This window comes from Streptomyces sp. NPDC041205 (assembly GCF_055591765.1).
The window spans coordinates 455873-481927 of sequence record NZ_JBVIZH010000005.1 but is presented as its reverse complement, the minus strand read 5'-3'; the positions used below and the strand labels follow the sequence as shown (position 1 = coordinate 481927).

Below are 26055 nucleotides of genomic sequence, written 5' to 3'. Positions count from 1 at the left end.
TAGGTGACCGCCCGGGGCCGATAGGTGAGCGACGCGGGCTGGCTACTTGCCGGGGCGGTCGGCCTCCGCCGTCAGGATCGCGTCCCTGTATGCCCGGGCCGCCGCCCTCAGCGCCGCCTCCGGGTCCGTGCCCTCCGACTCTGCTCGGAGGGCCATCGCCAGGAGGTCGTATCCGATGCCCTCTCCTGTCGGCAGGGGGACCTCCAGGCCCGCTGCGCGGACTCGGGAGGACAGCTTCGCGGCCAGGGCCAGGCCGGGCTGGCCCAGGGGGATGCCCTCGGTGACGGAGTCGCGTTGCTTCTCCACCGCCTTGGTGCGCAGCCAGTGGGCCTTGACCTCTTCCGGGGTGGTCGCCGTCTCGTCGCCGAAGACGTGGGGGTGGCGGTGGATCAGCTTGTCCACGATGGTGCCCGCGACGTCGTCGAGGGAGAACGGCGCGTCCTCGTCCTCCTCGGCGACGCGCGCGTGGAAGACGACCTGGAGCAGGACGTCGCCCAGCTCCTCGCGCAGTTCGTCCGTGTCGCCGTCCTCGATGGCCTCGACCAGTTCGTACGCCTCCTCGATGCCGTACTTCGCGAGGCTCTGGTGGGTCTGGCGGGATGACCAGGGGCATTCGACGCGGATGCGGTCCATGACCTGGACCAGGTCGAGGAGGCGGGCGCCCGGCAGGTCGTACGAACCGGGGAGCAGCTCCAGGTCCGGCATCGAGACCCGGCCCGAGCCCGCGAGCCGCGCCAGACCGTCGGTGAGCGGGCGGTCGCCCTCGGCCGTGGCGATCACGAGAACCGTGCGGCCGCCTGCGCACGCGCGCACCAGCTCCTCGGCGGTCGGCGAGGCCTGCTTGACCTCGACGCCCGCCTCGCGGAGATACGGCAGCTGCGGGTGCGCGGCGTCGGCGCACAGGACCTCGTCGGCGTCGTGCAGCAGCCGCCAGGCCGTCCAGGACAGCAGGCCGGGGGCGACGCGGTGGCTGGTGGTGAGCAGCACGACTCGGCCGGTCTCGATCTCGTTCACGCCTCGAACGTAACCCATCCCACTGACAGTGCCGGCGGCGCTGACGACGCCGACAGCGGCGCCGGTCACCGTCCCGGTTCGGCCCCGCCCCGCGCCGGCGGCTAGACCTCCGCCCGCGCCGAGCCGCCGCCCGACACCTCCCGCACCCACGGCGTGCGCAGGTCCGCGCGCTTGCTGGTCTTGACGTCCCAGGTGCCGTACCGCGGGTTCAGGTCGACGTCGAGCTTCTTGGAGGTCTTGGACAGCGTGGCCCAGAAGGCGTTCTGGCCGTCCTGGGCGTTCATGTCGGCGCCGAGGGCGCGGGCGAGCTTCTGCGCCTCGATCTCCGTGCGGATGCTGTCGTCGAGGTGCTTGGGCGCGACGCTGTACTGCTGGAGCCAGCCCGCCTCCAGGGCCTTCCTGCCGCCCGCCTGCTTCTCCAGTTGGCCGCGCATGGTCTGGATCTCCTTGCGCGTGACGCCCACCCCGGCGTCCCGCGCGGCCCGGTGCAGGACCTTGTCGAGGACCATGGTGTGCAGGGTGCTGCGGGTCAGGCCGCCGGTCTTGGCGATGACCTGCTCGTACTGCTTGTCGTCCGGCAGGGCGGCCCGCTGTGCGGAGCGCACCTCGTTCACCCGGTTCTCCAGTTGCGCGACCGTGATGCGCTGGTCGCCGACGACCGCGGCGGCGCCGGGGTGCGCGTCGTTGCCGCAGGCGGTCAGGAGCGGGGCCGCGAGCAGGGCTGCGGCGGAGAGGACGAGCGCGGAGCGACTGCGGCGGTGCAAGTGGGCCTCCCGGTGGAGAGATTGAAGACTGGGAGCGGCGCGCAGCGCCTCCACCAGGGGTGGTGGTCGGGCGACGGGCGGGCGCACAAAGTCTTGCGGTGATCGATGGTAGGCAGTGGTGACCGGCTCGGCCACCCATTCGACCAACGATTCGCAAGGAGTTGGGGCACCGGCTGGGGGCCGATCCACCGGACGGGCCCCGGGTGCCGCCGTCGCACGGCAGGACCCGGCCCGCCCTCGGGCGGCCCGCCCTCAAACGATCCGCCCTACCCCCGCACCTGCCCCAGCCATTGCAGCGTCCGCCGGATCTCCGCGGGGAACGGGTGTCCGATGCCGTGCACCCGCTCGGCGTCGAGCACGAGGCGGCCCAGCGTGTCGTGCGCGGCGGAGCGGTCGCCGAGGGCGAGCAGGAGCTGGCCGATGCGGCGGCGGATCTCCAGGGACTGGCGGATGTCGTCGGTGGCGTACTGGTTCTCGTAATAGGGGAGCAGCGTGCGGTACTCGGCGAGGGCCGCCGCCGGTTCGCCGAGTTGCTCCAGGCACTGGGCGGCCTCGTAGCGGAACTGGAGGGACTGCGGGTCGGCGTGGCCGGACTCGGCGGCGCGCTGGTCGGCGAGGCGGCGCAGCTCGGGCAGGGCGCGGCGGTACTGGCCGTCGTCCATGAGCGTGGCCGCGTACTGCTTGCGCAGGGTGCGGACGACGGGTGAGTGCTCGCCGTGCTGGGCGGCGGCGGCCGGCAGGATCGCGCCGAGGGTGTCGACGGCCTGCGTGATGCGGCCCTCGCCGAGGAGGCGCTTGACCTCGTCGACGGCGGCGGCGACGTCCTGGCCGCGGGCGGGGCCGGGCGGTTGGGTCTGCGGGGCGGGCGCGGGGGTCGCGGCGCGGTCGGGCCAGGGGGCGTGCGGGCGCAGGAACGGGCGGGTCGGGTCGAGGGGGCGGCCGGTCGGCACGGAACGGCCCGGAAGCAGCGGCACGAGTTCCTCGTACACGTCCTGGGCGCTCGCGGGGCGGTGCTGCGGGTCCTTGGCGAGCATCCGCAGGACGAGGGATTCGAGGGCTTCGGGGACCTCGGGGCGCAGCCTGCGCACCGGCAGGGGCGGCTCGTAGAGGTGGCGGTGCAGCACCCCGAGGGCGGTGGAGCCGGAGAACGGCACGTCGCCGCTGAGGAGTTCGTGCAGGAGCACACCGAGCGCGTACAGGTCGGTGTACGGCCCGACGGCGCCGCCCATGGCCTGCTCCGGCGCCATGTACGAGGGGCTGCCGATCGGGGAGCCGGTGTGGGTCAGGCGGGTGGTGTCGGTGTCCATGACCGAGGCGATGCCGAGGTCGAGGATCGTGAGGGTGCCGTCCTGGCGCACCATCACGTTCCGCGGCTTCAGGTCGCGGTGCACGATCGGCACGGCGTGCACCGCGGAGAGCACGGCGCACAGTTGCGCGGCGACGGCGACGGCCCACTGCCAGGGGTAGGGGGTGTGCTCGGCGAGGTGGTCGCCGAGGTCCGCGCCGTCCACGTACTGCATGACCAGGTACAGGTCCTCGTCCTCGGTGCCCGCGTCGTGCACGGTGACCAGGCCGGGGTGGTCGACCTGGGCGGTGACGCGGCACTCGCGCAGGAAGCGGCGGCGCAGCTCGTCGGCCTCGGCGCCCGCGACCTTGTCGGGCCGGAGCAGCTTGACCGCGACCCGGCGGTCCAGGCGCTGGTCGTACGCCGTCCACACCTGGCCCATGCCGCCCTGGCCGATGAGCGTGGAGAGTTCGTAGCGACCGGCGATCAGACGGTGGTCCGTCCCGCCTGCCACGGTCAGTTGCCGCCTTCCTGCTTGCGCAGATAGTCACTGAGCTCGTCCAGCTCGGCCCGGACCTGGTGGATGCGGGCGGGCGCGGGGCGCGCGGGCGGCGGGGGCGTCGGGGTGTGGGCGGGCGGGGACGGCAGGGGTGCCGGGCCGGGGTGCGGGGCGGGGCCGGTCTGCTGCGGGTAGCCGTAGGCCTGCTGGGGGCCGGTGGCGTAGCCCATGGCCTGCGACTGGTGGTAGAGCACGCGGGCCTGCGCGTCGGCCTGCTGGAAGTGGCGGATCTCCAGGATCAGGTAGTACGTCACGGCGGCCACGAGGGTGCCGAGGAGCAGGCCCACGCCCAGCTCGCCGCGCCAGGTGGTGATCTCCTCGCCGGGGTCGTTGGCGATGAAGGCGACGGCCGCGACGTCGAGCGTGATCACCGCCCCGAACGCCGCCCAGTCCCGCGCCCTGCGCGTCACGAGCGCGAGCCGCAGGACCGGCGCCGCCGCGAGGAAGCCGCAGGTCACGACGGCGAGCACCACGAACATGACGCGCAGCGTCACCGTCGGTCCGCCGGAGGGGGCCGGCGGGTGCTGCGGCCCGTAGCCGTGGCCGTGCATGGCTGCTCCTGATACCTGACGCGGCCGCACGCGTCCTGCGGGGCGGCGCTCTGGGCGCGCCCCGCAGGCGTACGGCCGACGAACGAACGAATGCAGAATCGAGCGTATAGGCCGACTCGGACAACCGGTCCCGGGTTGTACCGAACCGTTGCCGTACTGGTCATGTCGCCGCTGCGGCACGCTTCTGCCGACACTTCGGCTCCATCGGCCTCACGGCGACACGCTGCCGTCGGTCAGTCCGTCGTGCATCCCGCGCACCAGTCGCTCGCCGAGGCGGCCCGCGAGGCGCAGCGCGTCCTCGAAGGCGGCGAGCTCCCGGAACCGCTCGCCGTAGCCGCGCTGTTGGGCGGGCGGAAGCCGGGGCAGTTGCAGTCGGCGCACGTCGAGCCGGGCCGAGGTGGAGGCGTAGCTGCTCGCCTGGCGGTTGTTGGCCGTGCCGCGCAGGAATCCGGCGAGGAACCAGGGGTCGAGGGCGGCCTGGTCGGGGCGCAGCAGGACCAGGCCGCGCCCGGGCACGGCGCCCGCGGTGGCCTCGTCGATGACGCGGGCGGCGGCGGTGCCGCCGAGCACGGGCACGACGACGTCGCCCGGGGCGGTGAGCACGGGGGCGTCGGGCGTCTGGGCGGGGGCGTCCTGGAGGGACGCGCCGGGGGTGGAGGGCTCGGCAGCGGAGGGCTCGGCGGTGGGGGGCTCGGTGGTGGAGGGTGCGGTGGCGGTCGGCGGGGCGGGGGCGGGCGCGGTTCCGGCGAGGACGTCGTGTTCGGTGAGGACGGGTACGTCGGCGAGGGCTCCGGCGGTCGTCGCCTGGCCCGGGTGGATCGACAGGGCGCCCGCGCGGGCGAGTTCGCCGATCGTGGTGAGCGGCCAGCGGGCCGCGTCCGGCGGGCCGGGGGCGGCCTCCGGCGGGGTGAGTCCCGCGGTCAGGCGCAGTGTCTCGTCGAGCAGGGCGCGCACGTCGCGCAGTTCCTCGGCGCCGCCTTCCGCGGCCCGGGGCGGCAGGCGGCGGGCGGGCGCCAGGTCGACCTCGTCGTCGAGGAGTCCGAGCACCGGCACGGACAGCGCGAAGCCCGGCTCCTCCGCGAGCGTGCCCTCGCGCTCGAACCGGCGGAACGCGCCGAGCACGGCGTCCCGCACCGGCGTCCAGGCCTGCCGGTCCCGCCCGTCGGTGTGCTTGCCGTCGGCCGCGGCGGCGCTCCCCCCGGCCTCGACGAGCAGCACCTCGGGGGCGCTCGGCGCGTCGGGGCCCGGCCTGCGCAGGACCCAGACGTGCAGCGGCAGATGGTACGGCGGCGCGGCACCGGCGGGCAGCGCGATCACGGCGCGCAGGGCGCCGCGGCGCAGCAGGTCGGCGCGGACGCGGCGGCCCGAGCGGCGGGACGCGGCGGCGGGCGGCATCAGGACCACGGCGCTGCCGCCGTCGCGCAGGCGCGCCAACGCGTGCTGCACCCAGGCCAGTTCGGACTCGGTGCGGGCCGGGAAGCCGTACTCCCAGCGCGGGTCGTAGGCCAGCTCGTCGTGGCCCCAGTTGCGGTCGTTGAACGGCGGGTGGCACAGCACGACGTCGGCCGCGAGGTCGGTGAACGCGTCGGCGCGCAGGGTGTCGGCGGCGGCGGTGCGCACGGTCGCGGCGGAGCCGAGGGCGAGCCGCAGGGCGGTGAGGGCGGCGAGGTCGGGGGCGCTGTCCTGGCCGTACAGGCGGCAGTCGGCGCCGTCCCTGCCGGGGCCGGGGGCGGCGGCGCGCAGCAGGGCGCCGGTGCCGCAGGCCGGGTCGAGAACGGTACGTCCGGCGCGGTCGGCGCCCGCGAGGGCGGCCATCAGGTCGGCGGGGCCGTGCGGGGTGAGGGTGTACTGGCGGGGGTTGGCGTCCAGGTGGCGGCCGAGCAGGAACTCGTACGCGGTGGGGGCGCCGAGTTCGGCGGCGAGATCGGCGACGGAGCGCAGCAGGGGGGCGGACGGCAGGAGTTCGGGGGGCGCGGGGGCGCGCACGGCGCGGGTGGCGGACGGCGGGCCGAAGCGCGGGGTCAGCACGCCCTCGATGAGGTCCGGGAGCAGCCGGGCCATCCGCTCGTCCGACACGGCGCTCGCCGCCAGCCAGTCGGGGTGGCGGTCGTGCACGAGGAGCAGGGCGCAGCCGGCGTGCAGGAGGGCGGGGACGGGGCCCGCCGGGTGTCCGGCGAGCTGCTGCCAGACGCGTTCGCGCAGCGGTACTTCGGAGAGCTTGCCCTGGCCGCGCAGCCAGCCCTCGACCTCGCCGAGCGCGAAGGACGGGCTGGTGTCGGTGCCGCCCACGGGCTTGGGGAAGTCGGCGTGGCGGCGGCGCCAGTTGCTGACGGCGGCGCGGCCTACGCCCGCGAGGCGGGCGATGCCGGCGGCGGTGACCTCGGTGGGGTCGGCGGCGGTCGCTTCGATGGGGTCGGCGGTGCTGTTCGGGTGCGAGGCGCCGGTCGCGTCGGTCGTACTCGCCGTGTCCGCCACGTATGCCGTCCCCTCGGCCGCGCCCCGCGCACGCGGCACCCCGTTCCCCTGCCGCGTCGGCCCGCTGGTCGTCACTGGCCCGCCCCTCGTCGTCCGGTCCCGCTCGCTCCCCGTGCGCCGCCTTCTCCCCGACGGCGCGCGAACCGAGCTTACCCAGCCGAGTGGAACGAACCCCTTTCACATGCGTTAACCATCCCTTCACTGTGAATCGTGTTGACTCGGTTCACAGAAAGCTGCTCTCATAGGCGCTCCGAACGAATCCCTGGGGGGACCTCTCATGCAGCACCGTTCGCGCGCTCGCCGCGCCACCCTCGCCGCGCTCTGCCTCACCGCGACGGCGGCCGTCACCCTGACGGCCTGCGGCAGCGACAAGGGCGGCTCCTCCCCCTGGGACGCCGCGAAGAAGTCCGGCGACTCGCAGTCGGGCGAGGACAGCAAGGACGGCAAGGACGGCGGGGCGAAGTCCGGCGGCGGGGCGAAGGGCCCCTTCCCCGGTCTGTCGGGGCCGGACATCGTCGACAAGTCCGTGGCGGCGACGACCGGCGCGAAGTCGCTCACCCTCAAGGGCAGCGCGCCCGACGACGAGGGCGGCGTCATCGACATGGACATCGCGCTCAACACCCGCGGCGAGTGCGCCGGTTCGATGAGCATGAAGGACCAGGGCTCGGTCGACCTGATCGTGAACCGCAGCACCGTGTACATGCGGCCCGACGCGGAGTTCATCCGCTCGGAGACCAAGGACCAGCCGGAGGCCGAGACCTCCGCGGCCGTGCAGCTGATGGCCGACCGCTGGTCGAAGTCCAGCGCGACCTCGTCCGACGCCAAGGGCATGGCCACGTTCTGCGACCTCGACCTCATCCTGGCCGAGTTCAAGGACGTCAACTCGATCGCGCGGCGCGGCGAGCAGACGTCCGTCGACGGCACCCCGGCCCTCGCGCTGCGCGAGGACGAGGGCAAGGACAAGTACACGATCTACGTCGCGACCGAGGGCAAGCCGTACCTGCTGAAGATCGTCAACGACACCGCGAAGCGGTCCGAGTCCCTGACGTTCGGCGACTACGACAAGCCGGTGGACACGACGCCCCCGAGCGGGGACGTCCTCGACCTCGACAAGATGAACTGAGGGAAGGCCCGGCTCGCCTCACAGGGCGTGCCGGGCCTCATCACGTGTGCCTGGCCCCACCATGCATGCCTGGCCCCACCATGTATGCCGCGCCTCACAGGACGTGCCGCACCCACACGTTCGGCTCCACGTACACCGCGTACCCGCGCCCGGGCTCGCAGTGCACCGGCACCAGGGCCCCCGGCACATCGACGAGTCCCTCCTCGTCCAGCGGCAGGCCCGTCCACGTACGCCACCGCTCCAGCGGGCCGGAGACCGTCATCGACGCCGGGGCCACCTTCTCGATGACACCGCCCGCGCGGACGTGGACGCGCAGCCACGGGTCGTGCGGCAGGCCGTCCGCCCGGGTGCGCCACGCGTACTCCTCGATCGGCGTCGCGGGCTCCAGGTGCTTGGCGTTGGGCCGCACCGGCGCGACGACCTCGCCGAAACCGCGCCCGCGCGCGTTCTCCCGCAGGGCCGCGAGCACCCGGCCGGAGACACCGTGCCCCTGCGCGTCCGGGGCGACCGTGATCTCGATGGCGCTGACGGTGTCCGGCTCCCGGCCCCGCCTGAGGTCCGAGAACGCCCACAGCATGACCGCGTCCCAGCCGTCGCCGGGCAACTCCCCGCGCCCGTCCGCCCCCAGCGCGAACGGCACGCTGAACGCCCGCGCCACGACCTTCCCCCCGGCGTCGGTGGCGACCAGGACGTGCTCCGGCCACTCCACCGGGATCCGGCCCATCAGCGACCAGGCGATGGGGTCGTACTGCACGAACTCGACCCAGGTGTCGTCCATCGCCCACATCGGGTCGGCGAGTTCGGGCCGCTCGGCGAGCGAGGTGATCTTCAGGTCCATGCCCGCACGCTAACGGCCGGGCCACGGCGGGGAAACCGAATTAGCGCGCGGCCGCGCGGGCGAAGCCGCAGGTCACGGCGGCGCGGGTCGCGGCCGAACCACACCCGCACCTCACCGCACCTCACCTCACCTCACCTCACCGGGCCCGGAACCGCTCCGGCGCCGCCGTCGGGTTCCCGCCGCCCGGCAGCTTCTCCTGCGGGCAGCGCGCGAGCACCTTCCGCATCGCGTCCCGCTCGGCGGCGGTCACCCACAGGCCGTACTTCTTCTTCACGGCGACCTGCCGCGCCACGTACGCGCAGCGGTAGGACTTGTTCGCAGGCAGCCACGTCGCCGTATCGCCGTCGCCCTTGCCGCGGTTGGGGCCCGCGTCGACGGCGAGGAGGTTCAACGGGTCGTTGGCCAGGGCGATGCGCTTGCTCGGGCGCCAGCTCCCCGCACCCTTCTGCCAGGCGTCGGAGAGGGCGACGACGTGGTCGATGTCGACGCGGCTGCGCCCGCGTGTGAACGTCACGTCCTTGCCGGTGTACGGGTCCGGGGCGAGGGTGCCGGACACCACCGTGCAGTCGCCGCCGCGGAACTTCACGGCGTCCAGGTCCCGCTTGAGTATGTCGTCGCGGGTCCCACAGCCGTTGGAGTCGGTGTCGGCCCAGGGGCTGCCGAACCGCGCGCGGTCGTAACCGGTCTTCGGGGCACGGCCCTTGACGGCGAGCGAGTCGACGGCGGCGAGCGCGCCGCGGGCGCCGGAGCCGGGTGCTCCGCCCGCGTCGCCGTCCTTGCCGTCCTCGCCCTTGCAGGCGGAGAGAGCACCGCCGAGCACGAGCAGGGCGACCGCCGCGCCCGCGCGCCGTCGCCTCCCCCGTCGACTTCCCGCCGGGCCGCCGAACGTCACGGTGTCCCCGAGCCTCACAGTCATGTCCTCCCCTGAAACGGCCCCACGGTAGCGGCCAAGTGGTCCAGACCATACCGCCCTTCGGGGCCCAACCCGCACATTCCCGACAGGGCGTCGAGGCCGGGACCGAGGCGCCCGCGAGGCCATGACCGACGTGGCACCGGCGTCACGACCCACGGAACACCCGGCCATTACCCCGCGGCGGCCCGGCCATTACCCCCCGAGTAATCGACCACCCCGCACCCACCCGGCAAGCTCCTGTCCATGGAAACCACGGAGACGCCCCAGACCACCGCCGAAGCCACCCGCACCACCGTCCAGGCCTTCCTCACCGCCCGCCTCGCCGGGGACACCGCGCGGATGACGGAGCTGTTCGCCGACCAGGTCGACTGGCTGCTCGCCGAGAACCCGGCCTGCCCCTGGATCCGCCCGCGCGCCACCGGCGCCGAATGCGCCGCCCAGGCCGAGGAGTTGGCGCGGTACACCGTCGCGGAGGACTCCCGCGCCTCCCTGGACACGTTCCTGGTCGACGGACACGACGCCGTCCTCATGGGGCACCTGTCAGGAACCGTGCGCGCCACCGGCAAGTCCTTCGAGGGCCCCTTCGCGCTGCGGCTGACCGTCGAGGACGGGCGGATCACCCGGCACCACCTCTACGAGAACAGCCTGTCCATCGCGGCGGCCTGCACTCCCTGACGTACCGCCAGGGCACCCTGTCCCGGGAATAGCCGGAGCCCGACTCCGCTTGAGGGCAGTGACCTTGCCGGAGGATCCGGGCGGGGCACGGAGAAGTGGGGGCGGGAGACATGACGGGACGCATCAGGTCCAAGGGTTCGGCGCGCCGTGCGGGCGCCGCGCTGCTCGCGACGGCCACGCTGGCCGCGCTGCCCGTCGTCGGCGCGCAGGGGCTGACCGGCCCCTCCGGCGCCGCGGCGGCCGAGCACGACAGCACCACGGCGGCCGAGCACGACAGCACCGCGTACAAGAGCAGAACCGCGCACAAGAGCAAACACGGCATGCACAAGGGCGGTGCCTGGCAAGGCGGTTGGGCCGCTTCGCCGCAGGCACCGACCGAGGTCTTCACGCCGAACTGGTCCAAGGAGGGCTTCGCGCAGCACAGCGTCCGGCAGGTCGTCCGGGTCAGCAAGGGCGGTACGAAGGCCCGCATCGAGCTGTCGAACCGGTACGGCAAGACGCCGCTGCGCATCACCGGCGCGACCATCGCCCGCACGGCCGAGGGCGCCGGGGTCGAGGGCGGTTCGGTGCGGAAGCTGGCCTTCGGCAAGGACGGGTCGGTGACGATCCCGGCGGGCGGCAAGGTCTACAGCGACGGCGTCCCGTTCCCCGTCAAGGCGTTGGAGTCGCTGACCGTCACGCTGTACCTGGCGGAGCCGACCGGCCCCACCACCTTCCACATGCAGTCCTCCGCCACCAGCTACCGCGCCCAGGGCGACCACACCGCCGACCAGGGCGGCGCCGCGTTCACGGAGACCAGCGACTCCTGGTACTACCTGTCCGGCGTCGAGGTCAGCGGCGGGGCGGGCGCGCGCAGGGACTCCGTGGTGGCCTTCGGGGACTCCATCACCGACGGCGTCGGCTCCACCGTGAACACCGACAACCGCTACCCCGACGAGTTGGCGGAGCGCTTCGCCGCCGCGGGCAAGCCGCGCAGCGTCCTCAACCACGGCATCTCCGGCAACCAGGTCACCAACGACACCTCCTGGGCCGGCGAGAAGGGCGTCGCCCGCTTCAAGAAGGACGTCCTGAGCGAGCCGAACGTCGGCACCGTCATCGTCCTCGAAGGCATCAACGACATCGGCGGCAGCGGCCCCTCCTACCCCGGCGGCCCCACCCCCGAGGTGTCGGTCCGCAAGCTCATCGACGGCCACCGCTCCCTGATCCGCCAGGCCCACGCCCGCGGCATCAAGGTGGTCGGCGCCACGCTGACACCCGTCAAGGGCTCGTTCTACGACACCCCGGCCAACGAGGCCAAGCGCGACGCGGTCAACGACTGGATCCGCAACTCCGGCGCGTACGACGAGGTGGTCGACCTCGACCGCGCCCTCGCCGACCCCGCCGACCCCGACCGCATGGCGCCCGCCTACGACTCCGGCGACGCCCTGCACCCGAACGACGCCGGATACCGGGCCATGGCCGCCGCCGTGGACCTGCGCACCCTCTGAGCCCGTCGGGCCCGGCCGAGTCCCGCCGGACTCGGCCGGGCCGCGCGCCCTGCCCCAGGCCCTATCCCAGCACGGACGTCAGGAACTCCCCGACCCAGCCCAGCAGTTCGCGCCCGACCAGCGGCTTGCCGCCGATCTTCGCGGTCTTCGGGCGCGGCACCAGGACCTGGTGGGTGGCGGGCTTGATGACCGTGCCGGGGTAGAGGCGCTTGAGGCGCAGCTCCTGGGACTCGGCCAGCTCCACGGGCGCGAAGCGGATGTTGGTGCCCTGCAGGACGATCTCGCCGACCCCGCACGCCCGCGCCAGCATGCGCAGGCCCGCCACCAGGAGGAGGTTCTCCACCGGCTCCGGCAACTTGCCGTAGCGGTCGGTGAGTTCCTCGCGCACCGCCTTGATGTCCGCCTCCGTGTTGGCGGAGGCGATCGAGCGGTACGCCTGGAGGCGCAGGCGCTCGCCGGGGGCGTAGTCGTGCGGGACGTGCGCGTCGACCGGCAGCTCGATCTTGACCTCCAGGGGCGGCTCCTCCTCCACCCCGCCCTCAAGCGATGCGCGGTAGTCGGCGACGGCCTCGCCGACCATGCGGACGTAGAGGTCGAAGCCGACGCCCGCGATGTGGCCGGACTGCTCGCCGCCGAGGAGGTTTCCGGCGCCGCGGATCTCCAGGTCCTTCATCGCCACGTACATGCCCGCGCCCATCTCCGTGTGCTGGGCGATCGTCGCGAGGCGTTCGTGGGCGGTCTCGGTCAGCGGCTTCTCCGGCGGGTACAGGAAGTACGCGTAGCCGCGCTCGCGGCCACGGCCGACGCGGCCGCGCAGCTGGTGCAGCTGGCTCAGGCCGAAGTTGTCGCCGCGCTCCACGATGAGGGTGTTGGCGTTGGAGATGTCGATGCCGGACTCGACGATCGTCGTCGAGACCAGCACGTCGAACTTCTTCTCCCAGAAGTCCACGACGACCTGCTCCAGGGCCTGTTCGGACATCTGGCCGTGGGCGGTCGCGATGCGCGCCTCGGGCACGATGTCGCGCAGCCTGGCCGCCGCCCGGTCGATGGACTCGACGCGGTTGTGGATGTAGAAGACCTGGCCCTCGCGCAGGAGTTCCCTGCGGATCGCGGCGCCGATCTGCTTCTCCTCGTACGGACCGACGAAGGTCAGGACCGGGTGCCGCTCCTCCGGCGGGGTCGTGATCGTCGACATCTCGCGGATGCCGGTCACGGCCATTTCGAGCGTACGGGGGATGGGGGTCGCCGACATCGTCAGGACGTCGACGTTCGCGCGCAGCTTCTTCAGCTGCTCCTTGTGCTCGACGCCGAACCGCTGCTCCTCGTCGACGACGACCAGGCCCAGGTCCTTGAACTTGGTCTCGGAGGAGAACAGGCGGTGGGTGCCGATGACGATGTCCACCGAGCCGTCCCGCAGCCCCTCCAGGGTCGCCTTGGACTCGGTGTCCGTCTGGAAGCGGCTGAGCGCCCGGACGTTCACCGGGAACTGCGAGTACCGCTCGGAGAACGTGCCGAAGTGCTGCTGGACGAGGAGCGTCGTGGGCACGAGGACGGCCACCTGCTTGCCGTCCTGGACCGCCTTGAAGGCCGCGCGGACCGCGATCTCCGTCTTGCCGTACCCCACGTCGCCGCAGATCAGGCGGTCCATCGGGACCGACTTCTCCATGTCCTCCTTGACCTCGGCGATGGTGGTGAGCTGGTCGGGCGTCTCCGCGTACGGGAAGGCGTCCTCCAGCTCGCGCTGCCAGGGCGTGTCCGGGCCGAAGGTGTGGCCGGGCGCCGCCATCCGCGCCGAGTACAGCTTGATCAGGTCGGCGGCGATCTCCTTGACCGCCTTCTTCGCGCGCGCCTTGGTCTTCGTCCAGTCGGCGCCGCCGAGCCGGTGCAGGGTCGGGGCCTCGCCGCCCACGTACTTGGTGATCTGCTCCAGCTGGTCGGTGGGGATGTAGAGCCGGTCGCCGGGCTGGCCGCGCTTGGCGGGGGCGTACTCCACGACCAGGTACTCGCGGGTCGCGCCCTGGACCGTGCGCTGCACCATCTCGATGTAGCGGCCGACGCCGTGCTGCTCGTGGACGATGTAGTCGCCCGGTTCGAGGGTCAGCGGGTCGATGGTCTTGCGGCGCCGGGCGGGCATGCGCTGCCCGTCCTTGCCCGCCGCCTTCTGGCCGGTGAGGTCGGTCTCCGTGAGGACGGCGAGCTTCAGCGCCGGGTCGACGAAGCCGTAGTCGATGGAGCCGCACGCCACGTGCACCACGGCCGGGGTCAGCTCGGTGAGGTCGGCGTCCAGGCGGGCCGCGATGCCCTCGCCGCCCAGGACCTCGGCGGTGCGGGCGGCCGGGCCGTGGCCCTCCGTGACGTACACCGTGCGCCAGCCGTCGGCGAGCCAGCCCTTGGTGTCGGCGAGGGCCTTCGCGGTGTCGCCCCGGTAGGTCTCCGGGGCGTGCATGCCGAGCTTGAGGGTGTCGGCGTCCGCCAGGTCCTCCGGCTCGGGCGTCTCGTCGGCGGCGAACGGGCTCACCGACCACCACATCATGCCCAGCTCACGGGCCCGGTCCCGGACGTCCGCGATGCCCCACAGCGAGGCCGCGCCCACGTCGATCGGGGCCTGGCCTCCGCCGGCCGTCGCCGCCCAGCTGGCCTGCAGGAACTCCTGGCTCGTCGCCACCAGGTCCGCGGCGCGCGTGCGCACCCGCTCCGGGTCGCAGACCAGCGCCATCGAGCCCTTCGGCAGCACGTCGAGCAGCAGCTCCATGTCGTCCACCAGGACCGGGGCCAGGGACTCCATGCCCTCGACCGCGATGCCCTCGGCGATCTTGCCGAGCAGCTCGCCCAGCTCCGGGTGCTGCTCGGCCAGCGCGGCGGCCCTTCCCCTGACCTCCTCGGTGAGCAGCAGCTCACGGCACGGCGGCGCCCACAGGCCGTGCTCCGCGATCTCCAGGGAGCGCTGGTCGGCGACCTTGAAGTAACGGATCTCCTCGACCTCGTCGCCCCAGAACTCCACCCGCAGGGGGTGCTCCTCGGTGGGCGGGAAGACGTCGAGGATGCCTCCTCGTACGGCGAACTCGCCGCGCTTCTCCACCAGTTCCACGCGCGCGTACGCCGCCGCGGCCAGGGCCTCGACGGTCTCGTTCAGGTCCGCCGACTCGCCCGTGCGCAGCGACACCGGCTCCAGGTCGCCGAGGCCCTTGACCTGCGGCTGCAGCACGGAGCGCACCGGCGCCACGACCACCGACACCGGGCCCGTCTCCGGGTCCGCCGCATCGTCCAGGCGCGGGTGCGCGAGGCGGCGCAGGACCGCGAGGCGGCGGCCGACGGTGTCCGAGCGGGGGGAGAGCCGCTCGTGCGGCAGCGTCTCCCACGACGGATACTCCACGACCCCCTCCGGCGGCAGCACCGTCCGCAGCGCCGCGGCCAGGTCCTCGGCCTCGCGGCCCGTGGCCGTCACCGCGAGGACCGTACGGCGGGCCTCCCGCGCGAGGGCCGCCACGGCGAAGGGCCGGGCGGCCGGGGGGCCGACGAGGTCGATGTGGTGCCGGTTGCCGTCGGCCGCGGCCTTCACCGCTTCGGTGAGGGCCGCGTCCTCGACGACGACGTCCAGCAGTCCGTGCAGGCTCATGAAGGGGCATCCAGTCCGGGGCGTAGAACGGGGGCAGAGAACGATGCGGACAACGCGAACAGCCCGACTCGTCGCACGGGCCGGGGGTGTCCAGGGTACGACGGCCGGGCGGCGCTCACCTTCTGGCGCGGGGTGGCGGGGCCCTGCCGGGGGCTCCCCGATCCCGCCCCTTCCCGAACTCCGGACGGGCTGAACAGGGTCCGGGTGACGCAAGGGCCGGGGTCAGGGGAACATTCCCCTGACCCCGGCCCTCCCCCGTTCCCCCGTCGTGGTGGCTAATCCGTGGCGATCGCGTTCAGGACGTTCATCCGGCCCGCCCGGAAGGCGGGGATCAGCGCGGCGAACAGTCCGACGAAGGCCGAGCCGATGAAGACCGTGACGATCGTCGGCCAGGGGATCTCCAGGACCTTCAGGCCCTCCAGGGCGAGCAGCTTCTGGGCCGTGGCGCCCCAGCCCATGCCCAGGCCGAGGCCGAGGAGGGCGCCGAAGAGGGCGATGACCACCGACTCCAGACGGATCATGCGGCGCAGCTGGCGGCGGGAGAGGCCGATGGCCCGCATCAGGCCGATCTCCCGGGTCCGCTCGACCACCGAGAGGGCGAGGGTGTTCACCACGCCCAGGATGGCGACGATGATCGCGAGGCCGAGGAGGCCGTAGACCATGTTCAGCATCTGGCCGACCTGGTCCTTCAGGCTCTGCTTGAAGTCGGTCTGGTCCTGGACCTTGTACTGCGGGTAGGCCGCCAGGGCGTCCTTCAGCGCCTTGTACGCCTGGTCCTGCTTGCCGTCGGCCGCCTTGGCGAAGGCGATCTCGGTCTGCGGCATCCGGTCGGCGGGCACATAGCGCTCGACCGTCGCGATGTTCACGTACATCGCGCCCTTGTCGAACGACCCGTCCTCCGACGTGATCGCGGCGAGCTTCAGCTCCGCGGTGCGGCCGTGGTCGAAGGCGACCTTCAGCTCGTCGCCGACCTTCAGGTGGTGCTTCTTGGCGAAGTCCTCGCCCACCGACATCGCGTTCCTGCCGTAGGCGGCGGACTGCTCTCCGGCGACGGTTTCGCGGCGCAGGTCCTTGGCGTACGTCGGGTCGGCGGCGCTGAGCTCCGCGCCCTTGCTGGTCTTGCCGTCCGGCAGGGTGAGGTCGGCCTTGATCTCCTTGTTGCGGGTGAAGTGCGAGATGTACGGAGTCTTCTTCAGCTTCTGTTCCGCCTTGGCCGTGATGCTCTGCGAATCGGCCTGGATGATGAAGTCCGCGCCCACCGACTTGTCCAGCTCGTCGGTGGCCGAGGCGACCATCGAGGAGCCGACCACGGAGAGGCAGGCCACCAGGGCGAGGCCGATCATCAGGGCGGCGCCCGTGGCACCCGTGCGGCGCGGGTTGCGCAGCGCGTTCCGCTCGGCCATGCGGCCGACGGGGCCGAACATCCGCAGGATCACCGCGCTGATGACACGGACCACGAAGGAGGCGAGGACCGGGCCGATGACCACGAAGCCGATGAGGGTGAGGACGACGCCGCCGCCCAGGAACAGGGAGCCCTCGCTGGCCTTGTCCGCCTGCCCCGCGGTGTAGAGACAGAAGCCTCCGGCGCCGGTGAGGACCAGGCCGATGAGGGCGCGCAGGGCGCTGGACTTTCCGTCGGCGGGCGTACCCACTTCGCGCAGCGCGGCCATCGGGGAGACCTTGCCGGCCCGGCGCGCCGGGAGGTACGCGGCGAGGACGGTGACGATGATGCCGAGCGCCACGCCCGCCACGGGGGTCGTCCAGGCGATGGTGAGGTCCTTCGTGGACAGTTCCATGCCCATGCCGGACATCAGCTTCATCAGGCCGATCGCGAGGCCGATGCCCGCGCCGACGCCGAGGACGGAGCCGATGACGCCGAGGAGCAGCGCCTCGACCAGGACCGAGCGGTTGACCTGCTTGCGGCTGGAGCCGATGGCCCGCATCAGGCCGATCTCGCGGGTGCGCTGGGCGACCAGCATCGAGAAGGTGTTGATGATCAGGAAGATGCCGACGAGGAAGGCGATTCCGGCGAAGCCGAGCATCGCGTACTTCATGACGTCCAGGAAGCCGCTGACGGACTTGCGGTTGTCGTCGGCGCTCTCCTTCTGCGTCTTGACCTTGTACGCCGAGGCGTCCCCGGCCAGCGTCCTGGTGACGTTCTCCTTCACCTGCTGGTCGCTGAAGCCGCTCGCGGCGCTGACGCTCAGGTGGGTGAACCTGCCGGTGGCGCCGAGCAGTTCGCGCTGGGCGGTCGCGGTGTCGAAGTAGAAGACGGCCGCGCCCGGGTTGGTCACCTTGAAGGTGGCGATGCCGGAGATCTTCGCCTTGAAGTCACCGGCGGCGGTGATGGTGCGCAGTTCCTCGCCGATCTTGAGGCCGTGCTTGTCGGCGGTGTCGGCGTCGACCATCACCTCGGTGGGTCCGCGCGGGGCGTGCCCGGAGGTGATCTCCATGGAACGCAGGTCGTTCTTCGTCCAGTTGCCCGCGAGGGTGGGGGCGCCGGAGGACGGGCCCATGTTCTTGTTGTCGGAGTCGGCGACCGTGACGCTGTCGCTGGTGATGGCGCCCTCGACGGACTTCACGCCGTCGGCCTTCTTCACCTGGGCGATGGCGGCGGCGGGCAGCGACTCGGGCTTGCCCGTCTTCGGCCCGTCGTCACCGGCGTCGCCGGCGCCCTTGGGCTGGACGGTGACGTCGGACGCCGTCGCCGCGAAGAGCTTGTCGAAGGTGGTGGACATCGTGTCCGAGAAGACGAGCGTGCCGCACACGAAGGCCACCGAGAGGACCACGGCGATCGCGGAGAGCGCCATGCGTCCCTTGTGCGCGAGGAAGTTGCGCATGGAGGTCTTGAGGACGGTCATGACGTGCGCCCCCGGGCGTCGAAGTGCTTCATGCGGTCCAGGACCTGGTCCGCGGTGGGGTTGTACATCTCGTCGACGATGCGGCCGTCCGCGAGATACAGCACCCGGTCCGCGTACGACGCCGCGACCGGGTCGTGGGTGACCATCACGATGGTCTGGCCCAGCTCGGTCACCGAGCGGCGCAGGAAGCCGAGGACCTCGGCGCCGGCGCGGGAGTCCAGGTTTCCGGTCGGCTCGTCGCCGAAGATGATCTCCGGGCGGGACGCCAGGGCGCGGGCCACGGCGACGCGCTGCTGCTGGCCGCCGGACAGCTCGGTCGGGCGGTGCTTGAGGCGACCGGCGAGGCCGACGGTCTCGACGACCTGGTCCAGCCAGCCGCGGTCGGGCTTGCGGCCCGCTATGTCCATCGGGAGCGTGATGTTCTCGATGGCGTTGAGCGTCGGCAGCAGGTTGAACGCCTGGAAGATGAAGCCGATCCGGTCCCGGCGCAACTGCGTGAGCTTCTTGTCCTTCAGGCCGGTGATCTCGGTCTCGTCCAGATAGATCTGCCCGGAGGAGACGGTGTCGAGGCCCGCGAGGCAGTGCATCAGCGTGGACTTGCCGGACCCGGACGGGCCCATGATCGCGGTGAACTGCCCGCGGGCGATGTCCACGTCGATGTGGTCGAGGGCGACGACCCGGGTCTCGCCGGTGCCGTACGCCTTGACGACCTGGCGTGCCCGAGCCGCCACGGCCGTACGCCCTCCAGTACCCCCGTGCCTGGGAGTGGTCACAGCCGTTGTCACGGTAAGTCTCCTATGTGGGTGAAGAGATGAGCCCGATCACATGCCGCTCGCTCACGCTGATCAGTCTGGTCCGCGGGGGGTGTCCGGCGCCCTGGTGCGCAGCGCAGTCTTTTGCTGGGGAAAACCCCACCCCCGACGCTGAGGTTCGTCTCAGTGCCGCGGGCCCGTGCTCCGTGCCCCGCGGCATAAAGCCAATCTAAGGACCAGGTCAGACCCGTTCGTCCTCCGTCGGTACCAACGTCTCCCTGTCCGTAGTACGGAGGTCCCCCTAGGGGTTCTCCACCCGGCGGTGGAGCGGTTCTCAGGGTCACTCCACCCTCCCGCCGACCGAGATCCCGCCCTACCAGCCGAGAGTCCCTCCACCCTCCCCCGAGGGCCCCGCCGGTGAGAAAGTGACCCGAGGCAATAGGTGCAGGGGGAAGGAATCTTGGGATGCCGAGTACTGAGCCGCGTACCGAGCCGAGTACCGACAAGCGCGGGGCCGTCGTCGCCGCGCTCATGCTCGTCATGGCGCTGGCCGCACTGGACGCCACCATCGTCTCCACGGCCGTCCCGCAGATCGTCGGCACGCTCGGCGGCTTCTCCGTCTTCTCCTGGCTGTTCTCCGGCTATCTGCTGGCCGCCACGGTCACCCTGCCGGTGTACGGCAAGCTCTCCGACACCTTCGGCCGCAAGCCCGTCCTGATCGCCGGCAGCATCCTGTTCCTGCTCGGCTCGGCGCTGTGCGCGCTCGCCTGGAACATGGGCGCCCTGATCGCCTTCCGCGTCGTCCAGGGCCTCGGCGGCGGCGCCCTCCAGGGCACCGTCCAGACCCTCGCCGCCGACCTGTACCCGCTCAAGGAGCGCCCGAAGATACAGGCCAAGCTGTCGGCGGTGTGGGCCACTTCGGCGGTCGCGGGCCCCGCGGTCGGCGGCCTCGTCACGGCGTACGCGGACTGGCGCTGGATCTTCCTGATCAATCTGCCGGTCGGCGCGGTCGCGCTCTGGCTGATCGTGCGCCACCTGCACGAGCCCGCCCGCACGACCGCGACGGCCGGGCCGCGCGGCGACGTGTGGAAACGCATCGACTGGCCCGGAGCGCTCGCCGTCTTCGCCGCCGGGGGCCTCCTGCTGACCGCGCTCGTGCAGGGCGGGGTCGCCTGGGCGTGGCTGTCGGCGCCGTCGCTCGCGCTGTTCGCCGCGGGGCTGCTGTGTGTCGCCGCGGTCGTCGTCATCGAGCGGCGCGCGGCCGACCCCGTCATACCCGGCTGGGTGTGGCGGCGGCGCCCCATCGCCGCCGTGAACCTGGCGCTCGGCTCGCTCGGCCTGGTGATGGTGGCGCCCACGGTCTTCCTGCCGACGTACGCCCAGTCGGTGCTGCAACTCGCGCCCATGGCCGCCGGGTTCGTGCTCTCCGTGATGACCCTGAGCTGGCCGGTGTCGGCGGCGCTCAGCCAGCACGTCTACCGGCGCATCGGCTTCCGCAACACGGCGATGCTCGGTATCGGCGCCGCGGCCTGCGTCCTGTTCGCCTTCCCCCTGCTGCCCTACCCCGGCTCGGCCTGGCAGCCCGCCCTGCTGATGCTGCTGCTCGGCGCGGCGCTCGGCCTCTTCCAGCTCCCCCTGATCGTCGGCGTCCAGTCGACCGTCGGCTGGGCGGAGCGCGGCACGACCACCGCCTCGGTCCTGTTCTGCCGCCAGATCGGCCAGACGATCGGTGCCGCGCTGTTCGGCGCGGTCGCCAACGGGGTGCTCAGCGCGAAGCTCGGCGGCGCGGGCTCCCTCGACGCGGTGGCGAAGGCCCTGGACGACCCGGACTCGGTGGCGGACGCGGACCGGCTGCGGCGCGCGGTGGACGCGGCCGTCGACGCCGTGTACGTGGGCGCGGCGTGCGCGGCGGTGGTGTGCCTGCTCGTGCTGCTCTTCGTGGCGCCGCGCCGGTTCCCCGTGATCCAGGAGGCACCGGCGGAGTCCGGCGCGCCCGAGGGGCCGGGGGCACCGGCGGCGCAAGGGGCGCCGGGCAGAGGGGACGCGCCCCGCCCGCCCGACGAACCGCGTGCCCCTGACACTCAACTACCGCCCCAAAAGCCCAGGTTGACCCATTCGCCGCTCGACGAAACCCATACCGACTGATCAGTATGGCGAAAACCCCGCGCGCCCCCTCTACCAGCAAGTAGCGTTCTCGGCCCTCGCTCCCTCGCGGTCCGCACCGGACCGAAGCCGCGCTTGGAGAGGAGAACCGGGATGACCCACCCTCCGCACGAAGCATCCCCGCACCACCCGCACCACCCCCCTCATCTCCCCCACACCTCGTCCCCCTCCTACGCCACCTACCCCTGGCAGCCCGTCCCCCCACCGCCCGCGCCACCACCACCCCGCGCGGCACCCCGCCACCCCGCCCTCGGCAACCACCGTGACCTGCGCGTCCTGCGCACCGCCTACCGCAGACAGCGCCGCGTCGCCACGCTCACCGCGCTCGGCTACTTCACGCTCTTCCTGATCCTCTCCGGCTGCGCGCCGTCGCTGATGAACAGCGAGGTCTCCGGCGGCCTGACGACAGGCCTGCTCCTCGGCCTCGTACAACTGCCGGTGATGTGCCTCGCCATAGCGCTGTACGAGTTCACGGCGCGACGACGCCTCGACCAGCTCGCCGCGCGCCTGCGCAAGCTGGCGGAACTGGAGGCGAACCGTGAACACCGCCGCTGACGCGACCCAGAGCATGACCCTGGTGGCGTTCACGGCCACCGTCACGCTGACCCTGCTGCTGTGCGTGATGACGGGCCCCGACCGCGACGGGCTCGGCGAGTTCTACACCGGGTACGGCGGCCTCACGCCGCTCAGCAACGGCCTGGCCATCGCGGGCGACTACATCTCCGCCGCGTCCGTGCTCGGCACGACCGGCGTCATCGCGCTGCTCGGCTACGACGGTGTGGTCCTCGCCCTCAGTACGTCACTGTCGCTGATGCTGCTGATGTTCCTGCTTGCCGAACCGCTCAGGAACGCGGGCAAGTTCACGATGGGGGACGTCCTGGCACGCCGGATGCCGGGCCGGGTGGTGCGCGTGACCGCGTGCGCGGCGACGCTGGCCGCGCTGCTCCCCCTCATGCTGGTCCAACTGGCGGGCGCGGGCGATCTGCTGGCGTTCATCCTCGGGTTCTCCAGCCCCGGCCTGAAGACCGGGTGCGTGATCGCGCTCGGGGCGCTGATGATCAGCTACGCGGCGATCGGGGGCATGAAGGGCACCGCCCTCATCCAGATCCTCAAGATCGTGATCCTGCTCGGGTCCGGGACGGTGGTCGCCGTACTGATCCTGCGGCGCTTCGACTGGGACCCCGGAGCGCTGCTCGCCGCCGCGCAGCGGGGCAGCGAACTCGGCCCCGCCTACCTCCGGTCGGGGCTGCAGTTCGACGGCGGCCCGGCACCGCGCCTGGACATGATCAGCTCCGAGCTGACGGTGGTCCTCGGCGGGGCGTGCCTGCCGCACATCACCATGCGCATGTACACGGCGCGCGGCGCCCCCGAGATACGGCGTTCGCTGTCCTGGGCGGTGTCGTCGGTCGCCCTCTTCGTCCTCGTCATCACGGTGATCGGATTCGGTACGACGGCGATGCTCGGGCGGGCCGCGGTGTCGGCGCACGACGCGCAGGGCAACACGGCGTATCTCCTGGGCACGCGCGCGGTGTTCGGCGCGGACGCGTCCGGCGCCGAGACCCTCCTCTTCACCACGGTCGCCACCGCCATCTTCCTGACCCTGCTCGCGTCCGTGGCCGGGATGATCCTGGCCTGCGCCAACTCCCTGGCGCACGACGTGTTCGCGGCCTGCCGCCGCGATCTGCCGCCCCGCAAGGAGATGACGCTCGCCCGCGGCTGCGCGCTCGCCGTGGGCGCCCTCGCGATCACCCTCGCCGTCCTCATCCAGGACCGCAGCCTCCAGCCCCTGGTGACCCTGTCGTTCTGCCTGGGCGCGTCCGTGCTCGCCCCCGCGCTGATCTACACCCTGTTCTGGCGCCGCTTCACCCGGGCGGGCCTGCTGTGGACCCTCATCGGCGGCACGCTCGGCTGCGCCGTCCTCATGACCGGCACCAACCTGGTCTCCGGCTCCCCCAACGCCGCCTTCCCCACCCACGACTTCAACTGGTTCCCCTTCACCACCCCCGGCATCGCCTCCATCCCCCTGGGCTTCCTCCTCGGCTGGCTGGGCACGATCACGTCCCGCCCGTCGGTCCAACGGGAGCAACGGGGCCGGTACGAGGCGGTGGAGCCGTTCATCCTGGCGGGGGCGCGGGGGCGGTGAGTGGGGACGGGTGGCCCCGGCGGGGGCATCCAACCCGCCCCCGGCCGGGGCGGCCCCGGCGGGGCGAGGTCCCGGCAGGGCGGGGTCCCGGCGAGGTGGGCGAGGGGCGGACTGACGATGACTGTCCGGTCGACGGCGAACGGGTGGGCGGGTGGGGCGCATCCGCCGCGCAGCGGCGGCACAGGGAATCCACCCCGCAGACGAGCGACGACAGCCAGGCAGACTCAGGAGCCCGAGCCCGAGCCCGGGTTCGGCCCAGGAACAGTCCCAGGACCACCGGGCCGAGCCCCGTCCTCCTGGGCGCCCCGCCCGGTAAGCGCGGAGAGGCTGCTGCGGACGTGGTCCATGTGCGCCCGCACCTCGTCCCACCGCTCCCCGTGCTCCCGCAGGATCCGCTCCGTCTCCCGCCCGACCCGCTCCTGCCGCATCCGCGCCCGCGCGAGCACATCCGCGGCGCGCGCCTCCGCGTCCTCCTGCCCGTGCCGCGCGGCCTCCTCGGCCTGGGCCCTGGCCCGTTCGGCCTCGGCGAGGCGGGCCTCGGCGGCGGCGACGAGGGACGCCTCGCGCGCCTCGACCTCGGCCTCCCGCTCGGCGATCTCCCGCTCGGCGGCCTCCCAGCGTTCGGCGTGCTCCTTCTCCAGGTCGGCGAGGAGCCCGCTGGTGCGCTGCCGCATGTCCCGCAGCGCGGCCAGCGCCTCGCCGCGCCACTGCTTCACGTCCGTACGGGCGGCGACCCGCACCTCGTCGGCTGTGGCGCCGTCCGCGAGCAGCCGCTGCCGGGCCCGTTCCTCCGCCTCGCCGCACACCGAGTCGGCGTACGCCCGCGCGGCCCCGGCGAGCGCCGCCGCGCCCGCGGCGGTGGCCTCCTCGGTCTCGCGCGCCGCGGCCGCCGCCGCGTCCCGCACGGCCGCGGCCTCCTCCTCGGTCAGCGCGAGGAGGTACTGCGCGCGCTGCCCGAGCGTCTCGTACGTCTGCGGAGCGAGCCGCTCGACGACCTCGCGCATGCGCGCGGCCTCCGCGTCCATCTCCTTCGCGAGGACGGTGAGGCGGGCGGCCCGCTCCCACGCCGCGTCGCGGTCCCGGGACAGGGCGTCGGCGTAGGCGTCCACCTGCCCGGGACGGTAACCGCGCCCGCGCACGGCGACGAAGCCATGAGGTGATACCGACACACCGCTGCCGCTCATCCTTGATCCCCTCTTTCGCCCACACAGACTCTCGCCGTCGCGCCGACCGCGTACAACGCGATTGGCGCACATCTTGATGGATCAAGCGGAAGTGGTCATAACGCGACACTCCGCCCATCCCATCCGGTCAAGGATGCGTCAATTGGGGTCAGAAGTCGGAATCGGGTTGTCGTTCCGCAGTACGACGAAGCTCTGAGCGAGCCCGTCGAGCCACCCGCGTACGCGAGCGCGCACGAGCGAGGCGCCCGGCCTGATCCCCAGGTCGGACGCCTCGTTCAGCTGTTTCCCGGTGCCTCGTACGAGTTACAGGAGTCCGTCCCACATCTGCTCGAGGAGCACCGACCACCAGCTCTCCGGCGAGGCGAGCGCGGCCGGGTCGAGCGCGGCGAGCTGGGTCTGGAAGTCGACGGTCCAGCGGCCCGCCTGCTCCTGGTTGAGCCCGTAGCGCAGCCGCCACATGCGGCCGAGGAGCCCGAGGCAGCGGGTGAACTCGGGCAGGCCCGTGTTCACGAACTGCGGCGGCACGGGGGCACCGCCGGGACCCGCCTCGACCGGCACGGCCACGATGTTCGCGGTGCCGTACTGGACGCAGATCGCCCGCCCGAAGTCACTGCCCATGACGAGGTACGAACCGGCGTCCGACGCGGGCTGCACCCCCCGCTCCTGCGCCATCTCGGCCAGCGTCGGCACCGGCCGCCCCGGCTGGGCCTGCGCCCAGAAGAACGGCCCGAAGTCGACCGGGAGCCCGGCCACGACGAGCGTGTGCGCCACCACGTCCGGCACGCCCTGGCGGGACACCGCCCGCTGGTCGAACCGGAAGACGCCGGGGCCGAACGCCCCCGCGAGCTCCTGGGCCACCCCCTCCGGCGGCACCGCGGGCGCGGGCGGCACCTGCGGCAGCGGCGCGCGCACCGGCGCGGGGCGCGCCGGGCCGTCCGCGACCTGGTGCAGCTCGCCCTGGTGCGCGAGCAGTTGGTGCATGCCCTGCTGGCGCGAGGCGTGGTCCTTGCCGTACGGCGCGATCGAGGTGATGCGCGCCTGCGGCCAGGTCTCCCTGATCATCCGTGCGCAGTACGCGCCCGGCAGGTCGCAGGACTCCAGTTCGGTGTGGAGTTCGAGGACCTGGTCCGGCGGGATGTTCATGGAGCGCAGCTCGTGGAAGATCTGCCACTCCGGGTGCGGTGTCCCGGGCGCGGAACGCCGGATGACCTGCTGCTCGGACCCGTCGGGCGCGCGATAGCGCAGCACGGCCTGGTAGCCGGGGCCGACGGTGGGCTGACCGGTCGGCGGCTGGGGGTAGCCGTACGGCTGGCCGGGGGCCATGCCCTGGGCGGGCGGGGGCATGCCGGGGGCACCCGGGCCACCGGGCACGCCGGGAGGCAGGGGCGCGCCGGGGGCGCCGGGCATTCCGGGAGCGCCGGGTGCGCCGGGCGGCATGGGTGCGCCGGGGCCGCCGACGGCCGGGCCCGCGAGCATGGTGGCGGCGTGGTGGACGCCGCCGCCCGGGGCACCGGGGGCTCCGGGCGCGCCAGGCGCACCGGGGGCTTGCGGCGCACCAGGGGCACCAGGGGCACCAGGGGCACCGGGCGGGCCGGGCGGCTGCGGAGCACCGGGCGCACCGGGCGGGCCGGGCGGCTGCGGAGCGCCGGGAG

Annotated in this window: 18 protein-coding genes; 6 read left to right on the top strand and 12 right to left on the bottom strand. The window is 72.9% G+C overall.

What is annotated here, in order from left to right; genetic code table 11:
- Window positions 1-42: 42 nt before the first annotated feature.
- From ACZ6BG_RS24615 to ACZ6BG_RS24595, 5 genes are all read right to left on the bottom strand, one after another.
- On the bottom strand, window positions 43-1032 hold the full coding sequence (locus ACZ6BG_RS24615; RefSeq protein ID WP_469004990.1) for a nucleoside triphosphate pyrophosphohydrolase: 990 nt from the start codon (window positions 1030-1032) through the stop codon (window positions 43-45).
- An 83-nt stretch (window positions 1033-1115) separates the two neighbouring features.
- Window positions 1116-1778, bottom strand: coding sequence for a SurA N-terminal domain-containing protein (locus ACZ6BG_RS24610; RefSeq protein WP_469004988.1), 663 nt, complete (start codon window positions 1776-1778; stop codon window positions 1116-1118).
- A 266-nt stretch (window positions 1779-2044) separates the two neighbouring features.
- On the bottom strand, window positions 2045-3583 hold the full coding sequence (locus tag ACZ6BG_RS24605) for a serine/threonine-protein kinase (protein ID WP_469005278.1): 1539 nt from the start codon (window positions 3581-3583) through the stop codon (window positions 2045-2047).
- Window positions 3580-4173, bottom strand: a complete 594-nt coding sequence (locus ACZ6BG_RS24600; protein ID WP_469004984.1) for a hypothetical protein — start codon at window positions 4171-4173, stop codon at window positions 3580-3582. The genes ACZ6BG_RS24605 and ACZ6BG_RS24600 overlap by 4 nt, the downstream gene beginning before the upstream one ends.
- 210 nt (window positions 4174-4383) lie before the next feature.
- Window positions 4384-6582, bottom strand: a complete 2199-nt coding sequence (locus ACZ6BG_RS24595) for an N-6 DNA methylase (RefSeq protein WP_469005276.1) — start codon at window positions 6580-6582, stop codon at window positions 4384-4386.
- Between the two features lie 343 nt (window positions 6583-6925).
- Here ACZ6BG_RS24595 and ACZ6BG_RS24590 point away from each other — a divergent pair, with 343 nt between their 5' ends.
- Window positions 6926-7771, top strand: a complete 846-nt coding sequence (locus tag ACZ6BG_RS24590) for a hypothetical protein (protein ID WP_469004982.1) — start codon at window positions 6926-6928, stop codon at window positions 7769-7771.
- 94 nt (window positions 7772-7865) lie between these two features.
- Here ACZ6BG_RS24590 and ACZ6BG_RS24585 read toward each other — a convergent pair whose 3' ends face one another.
- A complete protein-coding gene (locus ACZ6BG_RS24585; RefSeq protein WP_469004980.1) occupies window positions 7866-8609 on the bottom strand; it encodes an N-acetyltransferase in 744 nt (247 codons plus the stop codon).
- 136 nt (window positions 8610-8745) lie between these two features.
- Entirely contained in the window at window positions 8746-9525 is a 780-nt protein-coding gene (locus ACZ6BG_RS24580) for an HNH endonuclease family protein (RefSeq protein WP_469004978.1), read from the bottom strand.
- A 240-nt stretch (window positions 9526-9765) separates the two neighbouring features.
- Between ACZ6BG_RS24580 and ACZ6BG_RS24575 the strand changes: the two genes are divergently transcribed.
- Complete coding sequence (locus ACZ6BG_RS24575) at window positions 9766-10197, top strand: nuclear transport factor 2 family protein (RefSeq protein WP_469004976.1); 432 nt, start codon at window positions 9766-9768, stop codon at window positions 10195-10197.
- Window positions 10198-10307: 110 nt separating this feature from the next.
- Entirely contained in the window at window positions 10308-11684 is a 1377-nt protein-coding gene (locus ACZ6BG_RS24570; protein WP_469004974.1) for an SGNH/GDSL hydrolase family protein, read from the top strand.
- A gap of 61 nt (window positions 11685-11745) precedes the next feature.
- On the opposite strand, the gene mfd is transcribed toward ACZ6BG_RS24570, so the two are convergent.
- The 3 genes from mfd to ACZ6BG_RS24555 all read right to left on the bottom strand — a co-directional run bounded on the left by mfd (window position 11746) and on the right by ACZ6BG_RS24555 (window position 18946).
- Window positions 11746-15300, bottom strand: a complete 3555-nt coding sequence (gene mfd, locus ACZ6BG_RS24565; RefSeq protein ID WP_469004970.1) for a transcription-repair coupling factor — start codon at window positions 15298-15300, stop codon at window positions 11746-11748.
- Between the two features lie 275 nt (window positions 15301-15575).
- The gene (locus ACZ6BG_RS24560; RefSeq protein WP_469004968.1) at window positions 15576-18161 is read right to left on the bottom strand and encodes an ABC transporter permease; all 2586 of its coding nucleotides are present in this window, start codon (window positions 18159-18161) and stop codon (window positions 15576-15578) included.
- Complete coding sequence (locus tag ACZ6BG_RS24555; protein ID WP_030360651.1) at window positions 18158-18946, bottom strand: ABC transporter ATP-binding protein; 789 nt, start codon at window positions 18944-18946, stop codon at window positions 18158-18160. Before ACZ6BG_RS24555 ends, ACZ6BG_RS24560 begins: the two co-directional genes overlap by 4 nt.
- 432 nt (window positions 18947-19378) lie before the next feature.
- Here ACZ6BG_RS24555 and ACZ6BG_RS24550 point away from each other — a divergent pair, with 432 nt between their 5' ends.
- From ACZ6BG_RS24550 to ACZ6BG_RS24540, 3 genes are all read left to right on the top strand, one after another.
- Complete coding sequence (locus ACZ6BG_RS24550) at window positions 19379-21058, top strand: MFS transporter (protein WP_469004966.1); 1680 nt, start codon at window positions 19379-19381, stop codon at window positions 21056-21058.
- A gap of 111 nt (window positions 21059-21169) precedes the next feature.
- Window positions 21170-21631 (top strand): DUF485 domain-containing protein, encoded by a 462-nt coding sequence (locus ACZ6BG_RS24545; RefSeq protein WP_469004963.1) that lies wholly within the window; start codon window positions 21170-21172, stop codon window positions 21629-21631.
- Window positions 21632-21644: 13 nt separating this feature from the next.
- Complete coding sequence (locus tag ACZ6BG_RS24540; protein ID WP_469005273.1) at window positions 21645-23219, top strand: sodium/solute symporter; 1575 nt, start codon at window positions 21645-21647, stop codon at window positions 23217-23219.
- 224 nt (window positions 23220-23443) lie between these two features.
- Here the strand turns inward: ACZ6BG_RS24540 and ACZ6BG_RS24535 are convergent, their stop codons facing one another.
- Both ACZ6BG_RS24535 and ACZ6BG_RS24530 read right to left on the bottom strand, forming a co-directional pair.
- Complete coding sequence (locus tag ACZ6BG_RS24535) at window positions 23444-24403, bottom strand: cellulose-binding protein (protein ID WP_469004960.1); 960 nt, start codon at window positions 24401-24403, stop codon at window positions 23444-23446.
- 303 nt (window positions 24404-24706) lie between these two features.
- Window positions 24707-26055: SUKH-4 family immunity protein (locus tag ACZ6BG_RS24530; protein WP_469004958.1), on the bottom strand; the 1349-nt coding region annotated here is incomplete at its 5' end.

What these genes read in the sequence shown, in the direction of transcription:
- ACZ6BG_RS24615 (WP_469004990.1), bottom strand. Translation starts at nt 1,032, where the DNA reads ATGGGTTACGTTCGAGGCGTGAACGAGATCGAGACCGGCCGAGTCGTG.
- ACZ6BG_RS24600 (WP_469004984.1), bottom strand. Translation starts at nt 4,173, where the DNA reads ATGCACGGCCACGGCTACGGGCCGCAGCACCCGCCGGCCCCCTCCGGC.
- ACZ6BG_RS24590 (WP_469004982.1), top strand. Translation starts at nt 6,926, where the DNA reads ATGCAGCACCGTTCGCGCGCTCGCCGCGCCACCCTCGCCGCGCTCTGC.
- ACZ6BG_RS24585 (WP_469004980.1), bottom strand. Translation starts at nt 8,609, where the DNA reads ATGGACCTGAAGATCACCTCGCTCGCCGAGCGGCCCGAACTCGCCGAC.
- ACZ6BG_RS24580 (WP_469004978.1), bottom strand. Translation starts at nt 9,525, where the DNA reads ATGACTGTGAGGCTCGGGGACACCGTGACGTTCGGCGGCCCGGCGGGA.
- ACZ6BG_RS24575 (WP_469004976.1), top strand. Translation starts at nt 9,766, where the DNA reads ATGGAAACCACGGAGACGCCCCAGACCACCGCCGAAGCCACCCGCACC.
- ACZ6BG_RS24570 (WP_469004974.1), top strand. Translation starts at nt 10,308, where the DNA reads ATGACGGGACGCATCAGGTCCAAGGGTTCGGCGCGCCGTGCGGGCGCC.
- mfd (WP_469004970.1), bottom strand. Translation starts at nt 15,300, where the DNA reads ATGAGCCTGCACGGACTGCTGGACGTCGTCGTCGAGGACGCGGCCCTC.
- ACZ6BG_RS24560 (WP_469004968.1), bottom strand. Translation starts at nt 18,161, where the DNA reads ATGACCGTCCTCAAGACCTCCATGCGCAACTTCCTCGCGCACAAGGGA.
- ACZ6BG_RS24550 (WP_469004966.1), top strand. Translation starts at nt 19,379, where the DNA reads ATGCCGAGTACTGAGCCGCGTACCGAGCCGAGTACCGACAAGCGCGGG.
- ACZ6BG_RS24545 (WP_469004963.1), top strand. Translation starts at nt 21,170, where the DNA reads ATGACCCACCCTCCGCACGAAGCATCCCCGCACCACCCGCACCACCCC.
- ACZ6BG_RS24540 (WP_469005273.1), top strand. Translation starts at nt 21,645, where the DNA reads ATGACCCTGGTGGCGTTCACGGCCACCGTCACGCTGACCCTGCTGCTG.
- ACZ6BG_RS24535 (WP_469004960.1), bottom strand. Translation starts at nt 24,403, where the DNA reads ATGAGCGGCAGCGGTGTGTCGGTATCACCTCATGGCTTCGTCGCCGTG.